This window comes from Micromonospora trifolii (assembly GCF_050516465.1).
Taxonomy (GTDB): Bacteria; Actinomycetota; Actinomycetes; order Mycobacteriales; family Micromonosporaceae; genus Micromonospora; species Micromonospora trifolii.
This window is the reverse complement of sequence record NZ_CP191526.1, coordinates 4,645,567-4,657,917: the sequence shown is the minus strand read 5'-3', so window position 1 is coordinate 4,657,917 and position 12,351 is coordinate 4,645,567. Positions and strand designations below refer to the sequence as shown.

General features: G+C 64.6%; 6 protein-coding genes and 3 rRNA genes. 7 read left to right on the top strand and 2 right to left on the bottom strand.

The window, feature by feature from the left end; translation table 11 throughout:
- The first annotated feature begins 43 nt into the window (after positions 1–43).
- The gene (locus ACQRWP_RS21570) at positions 44–841 is read left to right on the top strand and encodes a carbon-nitrogen hydrolase family protein (RefSeq protein WP_430497276.1); all 798 of its coding nucleotides are present in this window, start codon (positions 44–46) and stop codon (positions 839–841) included.
- Positions 842–844: 3 nt separating this feature from the next.
- Here ACQRWP_RS21570 and ACQRWP_RS21565 read toward each other — a convergent pair whose 3' ends face one another.
- Positions 845–1,069: a hypothetical protein gene (locus ACQRWP_RS21565; protein ID WP_112584164.1), complete on the bottom strand. Its 225-nt coding sequence runs from the start codon at positions 1,067–1,069 to the stop codon at positions 845–847.
- A gap of 730 nt (positions 1,070–1,799) precedes the next feature.
- Here ACQRWP_RS21565 and ACQRWP_RS21560 point away from each other — a divergent pair.
- The 3 genes from ACQRWP_RS21560 (at position 1,800) to rrf (ending at position 7,005) form a co-directional block, all read left to right on the top strand.
- Positions 1,800–3,314 (top strand): 16S ribosomal RNA (locus ACQRWP_RS21560).
- Positions 3,315–3,693: 379 nt separating this feature from the next.
- A 23S ribosomal RNA gene (locus ACQRWP_RS21555) occupies positions 3,694–6,803 on the top strand.
- Positions 6,804–6,888: 85 nt separating this feature from the next.
- Positions 6,889–7,005 (top strand): 5S ribosomal RNA (rrf, locus tag ACQRWP_RS21550).
- The 16S, 23S and 5S rRNA genes sit together here, the layout of an rRNA operon.
- A 199-nt stretch (positions 7,006–7,204) precedes the next feature.
- Here rrf and ACQRWP_RS21545 read toward each other — a convergent pair.
- Positions 7,205–7,891, bottom strand: a complete 687-nt coding sequence (locus tag ACQRWP_RS21545; RefSeq protein WP_430497273.1) for a hypothetical protein — start codon at positions 7,889–7,891, stop codon at positions 7,205–7,207.
- A 69-nt stretch (positions 7,892–7,960) separates the two neighbouring features.
- Between ACQRWP_RS21545 and ACQRWP_RS21540 the strand changes: the two genes are divergently transcribed.
- From ACQRWP_RS21540 to ACQRWP_RS21530, 3 genes are read left to right on the top strand one after another with little or no spacing between them, the layout of a single operon-like run.
- Positions 7,961–10,579 (top strand): valine--tRNA ligase, encoded by a 2,619-nt coding sequence (locus ACQRWP_RS21540; RefSeq protein ID WP_430497271.1) that lies wholly within the window; start codon positions 7,961–7,963, stop codon positions 10,577–10,579.
- A complete protein-coding gene (locus ACQRWP_RS21535; RefSeq protein WP_430497270.1) occupies positions 10,576–11,910 on the top strand; it encodes a bifunctional folylpolyglutamate synthase/dihydrofolate synthase in 1,335 nt (444 codons plus the stop codon). Before ACQRWP_RS21540 ends, ACQRWP_RS21535 begins: the two co-directional genes overlap by 4 nt.
- Entirely contained in the window at positions 11,907–12,341 is a 435-nt protein-coding gene (locus ACQRWP_RS21530; RefSeq protein WP_430497269.1) for a DUF4233 domain-containing protein, read from the top strand. Before ACQRWP_RS21535 ends, ACQRWP_RS21530 begins: the two co-directional genes overlap by 4 nt.
- The last annotated feature ends 10 nt before the right edge of the window (positions 12,342–12,351 follow it).

Genomic DNA, 12,351 nt, shown 5'->3' with positions numbered 1-12,351 from the left:
GTGACGCTGTCCGTGAGCGGCCCTCCAGCCGTACCCTTTGCTCATGCGTGTCGCCGTCTGCCAGCTGAACGCCCGGGACGACCGTAAGGCCAATCTGGCGGCCGCGGAGGCCCTACTGGAGCGCGCCGCCGCCGGCGGCGCGGATCTCGCCGTCCTCCCGGAGTACGTCGACTACCTGGGCCCTGCCGCTGGGCTACCCGAACCGGAGCCGGTCGACGGGGAGGTGGGCAGCTTCTTCGCCGGGGTCGCCCGGCGGCTCGGGATCTGGTTGGTGGCCGGGTCGTTCCACGAGGCCGGCCCGGACCCGGAACACACCTGGAACACGTCGCTGGTCTTCGACCGTTCCGGCAGTCTGGCCGCGAGCTATCGCAAGATCCACCTGTACGACGTGGAGATCCCCGGTCGCGTCTCCTACCGGGAGTCGGCGAGCGTCGCGCCCGGGGTCCAACCGGTGGTGGTCGACGTCGAGGGGCTGCGGGTCGGCCTGTCGATCTGCTACGACCTGCGCTTCCCGGAGCTGTACCGGCTGCTCGCCTCCGACGGCGGCGCGCAGCTGCTGGTGGTTCCGGCCGCGTTCATGATGCACACCGGCCGGGACCACTGGGAGGTCCTGCTGCGGGCCAGGGCGATCGAGAACCAGTGCTACGTGGCGGCGGCCGGTCAGACCGGCGACCACGAGCCGGGTCGTACCTGCTTCGGGCGCAGCATGGTGGTCGACCCGTGGGGGACGGTCATCGGCCAGGTGCCGGACGGCCCGGGGGTCTCCGTCGTCGACCTGGACCTGGACCGGCTCGACACGATCCGCGCCGAGCTGCCCAGCCTCGCCAACCGCCGGCTCTGAGCCTCAGCCCTCGAGCAGGACGCCGATCACCGCGAACCCGGCGATGGCCGCTGCGGTGACCAGCAGCGCCGTGGTCATCCGGGACCTGCCCCGTCGGGCCAGTCGTCCCACCGAGAGCACAAGTACGACCAGCACTACCGCACCGATCACCACCTGCCAGAACGGCCCGATGAGGCCGAGCAGCGCTTCCTCGGCGAACACCCTGGCACCGTGCCCGGACTCATCCATGACTGACACTCTGGCACGTCGAGGCGGCCCGCGTCCTCGGCTGCGTCGGGGAGGCGAGGTGCTCGCGTCCCCGGCTGAGCCGGGGGGCCGGTGGGCGCTCTTCGTCCGAACCAGTGATGAACCCTGATTTGCCTTCTCCGGGCCGTCCGCGTAACTTTCTCTCTGCACGGGGGAGGCCGGACAAACCGGCCGAGAACGGGCGCCAGGCTCGTGGCGGGAACGCCGAGCGAGACTGAGGATCGGGCGGTGCGGAACACTCCGGAAACGGGGTTGCGAACGCGAAGCCGACCGGGTAGAGTTCTGAAGCCGGCAGGAGCCGGGCGGAGAGCCGCGAAGCGGCGATCGGCCGGTCTGCGGCTTCCCACGACAGAAACGAACGTCGGTAACGACGTGCGTCATCGTGGAATCGAACGAGTAACAGTATCCGCAGGTCGGGTGAAGCACGACGAACCGTGAAACACCGGTTTGACACGGCGGAAACGAGCGGGTAACGTAGTAAAAGTGCCTGGCGCTGGAAAGCGTTAGGGATTTGGTTCGGATAGCCCCGGGTTGGGGTTCCACTGTGGTGGGGCTTCTGGTCGGTGTGTGGTTGTTCTTTGAGAACTCAACAGGGTGCTTGTAAAGCCAGTGCCAATTATGATTTATACCCCGGACTGGTCAGTTTTTGCTGGCTGGTTGGGATTCCTTTGGCAACATTTGTTTGTTGTCAGGATGCTGTTCAACTAATTTTTTGTTGGAGAGTTTGATCCTGGCTCAGGACGAACGCTGGCGGCGTGCTTAACACATGCAAGTCGAGCGGAAAGGCCCTTCGGGGTACTCGAGCGGCGAACGGGTGAGTAACACGTGAGCAACCTGCCCCAAGCTTTGGGATAACCCTCGGAAACGGGGGCTAATACCGAATATTACTTCTGGCCGCATGGCTGGTGGTGGAAAGTTTTTCGGCTTGGGATGGGCTCGCGGCCTATCAGCTTGTTGGTGGGGTGATGGCCTACCAAGGCGACGACGGGTAGCCGGCCTGAGAGGGCGACCGGCCACACTGGGACTGAGACACGGCCCAGACTCCTACGGGAGGCAGCAGTGGGGAATATTGCACAATGGGCGGAAGCCTGATGCAGCGACGCCGCGTGAGGGATGACGGCCTTCGGGTTGTAAACCTCTTTCAGCAGGGACGAAGCGAGAGTGACGGTACCTGCAGAAGAAGCACCGGCCAACTACGTGCCAGCAGCCGCGGTAAGACGTAGGGTGCGAGCGTTGTCCGGATTTATTGGGCGTAAAGAGCTCGTAGGCGGCTTGTCGCGTCGACCGTGAAAACTTGGGGCTCAACCCCAAGCCTGCGGTCGATACGGGCAGGCTAGAGTTCGGTAGGGGAGACTGGAATTCCTGGTGTAGCGGTGAAATGCGCAGATATCAGGAGGAACACCGGTGGCGAAGGCGGGTCTCTGGGCCGATACTGACGCTGAGGAGCGAAAGCGTGGGGAGCGAACAGGATTAGATACCCTGGTAGTCCACGCTGTAAACGTTGGGCGCTAGGTGTGGGGGGCCTCTCCGGTTCCCTGTGCCGCAGCTAACGCATTAAGCGCCCCGCCTGGGGAGTACGGCCGCAAGGCTAAAACTCAAAGGAATTGACGGGGGCCCGCACAAGCGGCGGAGCATGCGGATTAATTCGATGCAACGCGAAGAACCTTACCTGGGTTTGACATGGCCGCAAAACTCACAGAGATGTGAGGTCCTTCGGGGGCGGTCACAGGTGGTGCATGGCTGTCGTCAGCTCGTGTCGTGAGATGTTGGGTTAAGTCCCGCAACGAGCGCAACCCTCGTTCGATGTTGCCAGCGCGTTATGGCGGGGACTCATCGAAGACTGCCGGGGTCAACTCGGAGGAAGGTGGGGATGACGTCAAGTCATCATGCCCCTTATGTCCAGGGCTTCACGCATGCTACAATGGCCGGTACAATGGGCTGCGATACCGCGAGGTGGAGCGAATCCCAAAAAGCCGGTCTCAGTTCGGATCGGGGTCTGCAACTCGACCCCGTGAAGTCGGAGTCGCTAGTAATCGCAGATCAGCAACGCTGCGGTGAATACGTTCCCGGGCCTTGTACACACCGCCCGTCACGTCACGAAAGTCGGCAACACCCGAAGCCGGTGGCCCAACCCTTGTGGAGGGAGCCGTCGAAGGTGGGGCTGGCGATTGGGACGAAGTCGTAACAAGGTAGCCGTACCGGAAGGTGCGGCTGGATCACCTCCTTTCTAAGGAGCACCTTCACCTGAAAGGGTGCAAGGAGCCCGCGGCCCACGAATGTTGGGTCGGGGTGCTCAGATGGCGGAGACACTGGCAAGTTTTTCCTCGGCAACGGCCGGGTTCCTTCTAGTACAGCCACTTCGGTGGTGGGAACGAAGTCCCTGGTGCGGCTGAGAAAGAATGTGAGCACCCTGTTGGGTCCTGAAGGAACAACCATCGTGTTGTTGTTTCAGAGACTTGGCCAGCCTCCTGTGTGGGGGCTGGAAGTCTGCCAGGCATGGCCTGGCCCCACATACCGCCAACAGTTTGTTGGGTTTGGTGTGGGGCGGATCGGGTTGTGGGTTGGTCGTTTGTTGAGAATTGCACAGTGGACGCGAGCATCTTTGTGGTCAAGTTGTCAAGGGCGAACGGTGAATGCCTTGGCACCAGGAGCCGATGAAGGACGTGGGAGGCCGCGATAGGCCTGGGGGAGCTGTCAACCAAGCTGTGATCCCAGGGTGTCCGAATGGGGAAACCTGGCACCAGTCATGTGGTGTCACCCACACCTGAACACATAGGGTGTGTGGAGGGAACGCGGGGAAGTGAAACATCTCAGTACCCGTAGGAAGAGAAAACAATTTAGTGATTCCGTGAGTAGTGGCGAGCGAAAGCGGATCGAGGCTAAACCGGCTGCGTGTGATACCTGTCAGGGGTTGCGTGGTCGGGGTTGTGGGACCCTGCTGAACAAGCTGACACTTGTTCGAGAAGTTACAAAGTCAGTGGCTAGTCGAACAGTCTGGAATGGCTGACCGTAGACGGTGAAAGTCCGGTAGGTGAAAGTTGCTGACCTTCTGTGGGTGTTCCCGAGTAGCGGCGGACCCCTGAAATCTGCCGTGAATCTGCCAGGACCACCTGGTAAGCCTAAATACTTCCTGGTGACCGATAGCGGACAAGTACCGTGAGGGAATGGTGAAAAGTACCCCGGGAGGGGAGTGAAATAGTACCTGAAACCGTTCGCCTACAATCCGTCGGAGCCTTGCGGGGTGACGGCGTGCCTTTTGAAGAATGAGCCTGCGAGTTAGTGGCATGTGGCGAGGTTAACCCGTGTGGGGGAGCCGTAGCGAAAGCGAGTCTGAATAGGGCGATTCAGTCGCGTGTCCTAGACCCGAAGCGGAGTGATCTAGCCATGGGCAGGCTGAAGCGCGGGTAAGACCGCGTGGAGGGCCGAACCCACCAATGTTGAAAAATTGGGGGATGACCTGTGGTTAGGGGTGAAAGGCCAATCAAACTCCGTGATAGCTGGTTCTCCCCGAAATGCATTTAGGTGCAGCGTCGCGTGTTTCTTGCCGGAGGTAGAGCACTGGATGGTCTAGGGGGCCCACAAGCTTACCGAAATCAGCCAAACTCCGAATGCCGGTAAGTGAGAGCGCGGCAGTGAGACTGCGGGGGATAAGCTTCGTAGTCGAGAGGGAAACAGCCCAGATCACCAGCTAAGGCCCCTAAGCGTGTGCTAAGTGGAAAAGGATGTGGGGTCGCATAGACAACCAGGAGGTTGGCTTAGAAGCAGCCACCCTTTAAAGAGTGCGTAATAGCTCACTGGTCAAGTGGTTCCGCGCCGACAATGTAGCGGGGCTCAAGCACACCGCCGAAGCTGTGGCATTCACATTTTATCCTCGCTTGGACTTGATTCCTTGTGCAGGTGTGTGGATGGGTAGGGGAGCGTCGTGCCGCGAGTGAAGCAGCGGGGTGACCCAGTTGTGGACGCGGCACGAGTGAGAATGCAGGCATGAGTAGCGAAAGAAGGGTGAGAAACCCTTCCGCCGGATGACCAAGGGTTCCAGGGCCAGGCTAATCCGCCCTGGGTGAGTCGGGACCTAAGGCGAGGCCGAGAGGCGTAGTCGATGGACAACGGGTTGATATTCCCGTACCCGCGAAAGAGCGTCCCTGATGAACCTCGTTGTGCTAACCACCCGAACTTGGTGAGGTCTTCGGACTGATCTGAGGGAGCGTGGGAACCTGATGGGTAGTAGTCAAGCGATGGGGTGACGCAGGAAGGTAGCTGAGCCCGGCCGGTGGTTGTGCCGGGGTAAGCGTGTAGGCCGTGTTGTAGGCAAATCCGCAACACATGAAGGCTGAGACGTGATGCCGAGCCGATTCAGGTGAAGTCAGTGATCCTATGCTGCCGAGAAAAGCCTCTAGCGAGTTCTTAGCGGCCCGTACCCCAAACCGACACAGGTGGTCAGGTAGAGAATACCGAGGCGATCGGGCGAACTGTGGTTAAGGAACTCGGCAAATTGCCCCCGTAACTTAGGGAGAAGGGGGGCCGGAGACGTGAAGCCCCGCGCGGGTGGAGCGTTGTATGGCCGCAGAGAGCAGGGGGAAGCGACTGTTTACTAAAAACACAGGTCCATGCGAAGAAGTAATTCGATGTATATGGACTGACGCCTGCCCGGTGCTGGAACGTTAAGGGGACCTGTTAGCTCTTCGGGGCGAAGCGGAGAACTTAAGCGCCAGTAAACGGCGGTGGTAACTATAACCATCCTAAGGTAGCGAAATTCCTTGTCGGGTAAGTTCCGACCTGCACGAATGGCGTAACGACTTCCCCACTGTCTCAACCACAGGCCCGGCGAAATTGCAGTACGAGTAAAGATGCTCGTTACGCGCGGCAGGACGGAAAGACCCCGGGACCTTTACTATAGCTTGACATTGGTACTCGAATTAGCTTGTGTAGGATAGGTGGGAGCCGGTGAAGTCCATACGCCAGTATGGGTGGAGGCAATCTTGAAATACCACTCTGGTTGATTTGGGTATCTAACTTCGGACCGTTATCCGGTTCAGGGACAGTGTCTGGTGGGTAGTTTAACTGGGGCGGTTGCCTCCTAAAAGGTAACGGAGGCGCCCAAAGGTTCCCTCAGCCTGGTTGGCAATCAGGTGTTGAGTGCAAGTACACAAGGGAGCTTGACTGTGAGACTGACAGGTCGAGCAGGGACGAAAGTCGGGACTAGTGATCCGGCACTTGCGAGTGGAAGCGGTGTCGCTCAACGGATAAAAGGTACCCCGGGGATAACAGGCTGATCTTCCCCAAGAGTCCATATCGACGGGATGGTTTGGCACCTCGATGTCGGCTCGTCGCATCCTGGGGCTGTAGCAGGTCCCAAGGGTTGGGCTGTTCGCCCATTAAAGCGGTACGCGAGCTGGGTTTAGAACGTCGTGAGACAGTTCGGTCCCTATCCGCCGTGCGCGTAGGATACTTGAGAAGGGCTGTCCCTAGTACGAGAGGACCGGGACGGACGAACCTCTGGTGTGCCAGTTGTCCTGCCAAGGGCACGGCTGGTTAGCTACGTTCGGAAGGGATAACCGCTGAAAGCATCTAAGCGGGAAGCCTGCTTCAAGATGAGGTATCCCACCCACCTTGGTGGGGTAAGGCCCCCAGCTAGACGACTGGGTTGATAGGCCGGAAATGTAAGCCCGGTAACGGGTTCAGTTGACCGGTACTAATAGGCCGAGGACTTGACTACTAAGCTGCTACGCGTCCACTGTGCAACTCTGAACAAGCGAACACCCGTGTATTGGTGCCGGGGATGTTTGATATGTTCATAGAGTTACGGCGGTCATGGCGGAGGGGAAACGCCCGGTTACATTCCGAACCCGGAAGCTAAGCCCTCCAGCGCCGATGGTACTGCACTCGTGAGGGTGTGGGAGAGTAGGACGCCGCCGGACAATCTTTCAGGAAAGGCCACCCCCGAATGGGGGTGGCCTTTTCTGCGTTTCCTTTCAAGCCGGCAAGGTGATGCTTGATCCTGGTTGTAGTGGCCTGACCGGCGGGCTGACACCACTACAACCAGGATGCTGCGCGATCTTGCGGTCTGCTGTCGGTGGTCTGGGCGGGTCCGGTGGACTGGGCGCCTGGTGTTGCGGGTCAGTCTCGGGTCTGCATGCCGTTGCGGAGGTTGCGCAGGAGGCCGCCGGCGTCGGTGACCGACCGGCCGGGGAACATCGCCATCACCACGCTGCCGTGGTCGGCCCAGCCGCACACTGCGAAGTCCCCGCCCTCACCGCTGGTGCTGCCACACTTCAGCACCCCGCCGAGATCGCCCGCGGGCAGCTCCCGCAGACCGTTCACCGCACCGGTCTCGTCCGACATCAGGCGGAAGAGGCTGTCCAGGTCCCGCTCCGGCTGCCACAGCAGTGTGGTGCCCCCGAAGATGAGCACCGAGCGCTTGTCGTCGGCTGGGTCGCGGTAGACCGTGCCGAAACTGCGGTCGAGTTCGATGTTCGCCGCCAGGCCGCTGCGCAGATAGTCGGCCGTGCTCTTCGCCCGCTCGCTGTCGTCGCGGGTCAGACCCGCCACCCGATCGGGTGAGGCCAGTTGGGTGTCCTTCTGCTGCGACACCCGCCACCCGGCGACACCGAGCACCCCGGCGCCGGCGAGGCCGACCACCAGCGCGACCGTCCAACCGATCTTGCGGCGGCGTGACCAGCCGCTGGACCGCTCGTCGGGGTCGCCTCCGGAGTCCCGGGTGCTCAGTTGGATCGGCTCTTCGGTCAGCTCGACCGGATCGCGGCCGCCGTCGCGCGACCGCTCGGTGAGATGTGCGTCGGACATAGCCGACACCGTACGCGAACGGTAGGTGGCGCACGCCGGGTCTGCGAAAGCCCTCCGTAGACTTGGCCGGTGACCGAGAGACTGGATGCCCGACGCCCCGACGCCCCGACCCTTGCCGGCCAGTACCAGCCCGGTGAGGTAGAGCAGCGACGGTACGAGCAGTGGGTAGCCGGCGGGCACTTCCGGGCCTCCGCCGACAGCGACAAGCCCCCCTTCACCATCGTCATCCCGCCGCCGAACGTCACCGGCTCGCTGCACATGGGCCACGCGTTCGAGCACACGCTGATGGACGCGTTGACCCGGCGTAAGCGCATGCAGGGCTTCGAGGCGCTGTGGCTGCCGGGCATGGACCACGCCGGCATCGCCACCCAGAACCTGGTCGAGCGTCAGCTCGCCGCCGAGGGGCTTTCCCGGCACGATCTCGGCCGCGAGAAGTTCGTCGAGCGGGTCTGGCAGTGGAAGGCCGAGTCCGGTGGCGCCATCCTCGGCCAGATGCGCCGCCTCGGCGACTCCGTCGACTGGGACCGCGAGCGCTTCACCATGGACGCGGGGCTGACCCGCGCCGTCCAGACGATCTTCAAGAAGCTCTTCGACGACGGCCTGATCTACCGGGCCAACCGGATCATCAACTGGTGTCCGCGCTGCCTCACGGCGCTCTCCGACATCGAGGTCGAGCACACCGACGACGATGGCGAGCTGATCTCGATCCGCTACAGCGACGAGGTCGTGGTGGCCACCACCCGGGCCGAGACGATGCTCGGCGACACCGCCGTGGCAGTGCACCCCGACGACGAGCGCTACCAGCACCTGATTGGCACCGAGGTCGAGCTGCCGCTGACCGGCCGCCGGATCCCGATCGTCGCCGACGCGCACGTCGACCCGTCCTTCGGCACCGGCATGGTCAAGGTGACGCCGGCCCACGACCCGAACGACTTCGAGATCGGCCAGCGGCACGACCTGCCCGCGCTGACCGTGATGGACGAGCGCGGTGTGATCACCGTGCCCGGCCCGTTCGAGGGGTTGGACCGGTTCGAGGCGCGGCCCGCGATCGTGGCGGCGCTGCGGGAGCAGGGCCGGATCGTCGCCGAGAAGCGCCCGTACGTGCACGCGGTCGGGCACTGCTCGCGGTGCAAGACCACCGTCGAGCCACGGCTGTCGTTGCAGTGGTTCGTCAACACCGCCCCGCTGGCACAGGCCGCGGGTGACGCGGTGCGCGACGGCCGGGTCCGCATCGAGCCGGCCGAGCTGGCCAAGCGCTACTTCGCCTGGGTCGACAACATGCACGACTGGTGCATCTCCCGCCAGCTGTGGTGGGGGCACCGCATCCCGGTCTGGTACGGCCCGGCAGGTGAGATCGTCTGCGTCGGCCCCGACGAGGCGCCGCCGACCGGCGAGGGCTGGCACCAGGACGAGGACGTCCTGGACACCTGGTTCTCCAGCGGCCTGTGGCCGTTCTCCACCCTGGGCTGGCCCGAGCAGACCCCGGACCTGGCGAAGTTCTACCCGACCAGCGTGCTGGTCACCGGGTACGACATTCTGTTCTTCTGGGTCGCCCGGATGATGATGTTCGGCCTCTACGCGATGGACGGCCGGCCACCCTTCGACGTGGTCGCGCTGCACGGCATGGTGCGCGACCAGTTCGGCAAGAAGATGTCGAAGTCGTTCGGCAACGTGGTCGACCCGCTGGACTGGATCGACCGGTACGGTGCCGACGCCACCCGGTTCACCCTGGCGCGGGGCGCGAACCCCGGCCAGGACGTCCCGGTCAGCGAGGAGTGGTGCCAGGGCTCCCGCAACTTCTGCAACAAGCTCTGGAACGCCACCCGGTTCGCCCTGATGAACGGCGCGCACACCACGGGCGACCTGCCCCCCGCCGAGCAGCTCTCCACCGTCGACCGGTGGATCCTGTCCCGGTTGGCGCACGTCACCGCCGAGGTCGACGAGCAGTTCGAGGCGTACGAGTTCGCCAAGGTGTGCGACCTGCTCTACCACTTCGCCTGGGACGACGTCTGTGACTGGTACGTCGAGCTGAGCAAGCCGGTGCTCGCCGAGGGCGGTGAGCGCGCGGAGGCCAGCCGCCGGGTGCTTGGGCATGTGCTCGACCAGCTGCTGCGGCTGCTGCACCCGGTCATCCCGTTCGTCACCGAGGAGCTGTGGCTCGCGCTGACCGGCGGCGAGACGGTGCAGGCCGCTGCCTGGCCGGTGGCCGACCGGTCGCTGGTCGACGACGCCGCCGAGGCCGAGCTGGTCGGCGTGCAGCGGGTGGTCACCGAGATCCGCCGGTTCCGTTCCGACCAGGGGCTGCGCCCCACGCAGCGGGTGGCTGCCCGCCTGGACGGGCTGTCCGGCGCGGGTATCGCTGCCCACGAGCCGCTGATCCGTTCGCTGGTCCGGTTGGATCCGGCCGGTGACGACTTCCAGGCCAGCGCCACGTTGGCCATGCCCGGCGCGGTCGGTGTCGCGTTGGACACCCGCGGGTCGATCGACGTGGCCGCCGAGCGGGCCCGGCTGACGAAGGACCGCGCGGCAGCCGAGAAGGAGGTCGCGCAGGCTCGGGCGAAGCTCGACAACCCGGCCTTCATCGGCAAGGCCCCCGAGCCGGTGGTCGCGAAGATCCGCGACCGGCTCACCACCGCCGAGGCCGACCTGGTCCGGATCAACGCTGCTCTGGAGACACTGCCCTCGTGACCGACCGTAACGAATTCGCCGCCGTCGAGGCCGAGCTGAACGCCCGCGGTTTCACCCGCATGGTCTTCGAGCTGGACCGGATCGAGTCACTGCTCGACCTGCTCGGCAGCCCCCAGCGGGCGTACCCGGCGATCCACCTGACCGGCACCAACGGCAAGACCTCCACCGCGCGGATGATCGACTCGCTGTTGCGGGCGCACGGGCTGCACACCGGGCGGTACACCAGCCCGCACCTGGAGACCGTCCGGGAGCGGATCAGCCTGGACGGGGAGCCGGTCAGCGAGGAACGGTTCGCGTCGGTGTACCGGGAGATCAAGCCACTGGCCGAGCTGGTCGACGCGCGGTCCGACGAGCCGCTGACGTACTTCGACATGACCACCGCGCTGGCGTTCGCCACGTTCGCCGACGCGCCGGTCGACATCGCGGTGGTCGAGGTGGGCCTCGGCGGCGCCGAGGACGCCACAAACGTCCTCCAGGCGGGGGTCTGCGTGATCACCCCGATCGGGCTGGACCACACCGAGTGGCTCGGTGACACGCTCCAGGACATCGCGCTGGCCAAGGCCGGCATCATCCACCCGGGGGCCACCGTGATCTCGGCGGCACAGGAGGAGGAGGCCGCTGGTCCCCTCCTCGAACGCTGCGCCGAGGTCGGGGCCACCATCGCCCGGGAGGGCGGCGAGTTCGGCGTGCTGGGTCGGGCCGTCGCGGTCGGCGGTCAGGTGCTCACCCTTCAAGGGCTGGGTGGCGTGTACGACGACGTGTTCATTCCGCTGCACGGTGCCCACCAGGCGCAGAACGCGGCGGTGGCGCTCGCCGCCGTCGAGGCGTTCCTGGGTGCGGGGGCTCGACGTCAGCTGGACATCGAGGCGGTCCGGGAGGGCTTCGCCTCGACCAGCTCCCCGGGTCGGCTGGAGCGGGTCCGGAACGCCCCGACCATCCTGCTGGACGGTGCGCACAACCCGCACGGCATGAAGGCCACCGTCACCGCGCTGCAGGAGGAGTTCGCGTTCAGCAAGCTGGTGGCCGTGATCGGCGTACTGGCCGACAAGGACGCTGAAGCGCTGCTGGAGTTGCTGGAGCCGGTAGTCGACCAGGTGGTGGTCACCCGTAGCAGCTCGCCACGGGCGATGCCGACGGAGGAACTCGCCGCGCTGGCCGCCGAAATCTTCGGCGAGGAGCGGGTGGCTTCGGCCGAGGAGATGCCGGATGCGATCGAGCTGGCGGTGGCGATGGCCGAGGAGGACGTCCCCGGTGAGCTCAGCGGGGTCGGGGTGTTGGTCACCGGTTCGGTGGTGACGGTCGCCGACGCCCGTCGGCTGCTGAAGCGATGACCAGCCCGGAGCGGGACCCGAACTCCACCGAGGACCCGACCGGTCCGCCGGTCGAGCAGCCGGTGGGGGAGGAGCCCACGGCCGGGCAGCCGCGACGCTCCGGGTTGCGCAACCCGGAGCGGGCGGTACGCGGTCTCGGCGCTGGCACGCTCAGCCTGGAGGCGCTGGTGCTGCTGCTGGCGATCCAGCCGATCCGGGTGGTCGGCGGTGACCTAGGCGGCGCCGCGATCGGCGCGGTCGTGGCACTGGCGGTGGCCGCCGTGGTGCTCGCCGGCATGATGCGTCGCCCGTGGGCCTGGAACGCCGGCACCGTGCTCCAGGGCCTGCTGTTGCTGGGCGGTCTGCTGCACTGGTCGCTGCTCGGGCTGGGCATCATCTTCGCCCTGGTCTGGGCGTACGCGTTGCACGTTCGCCGCGTCATTCTCGGCTGACGCCGGACCC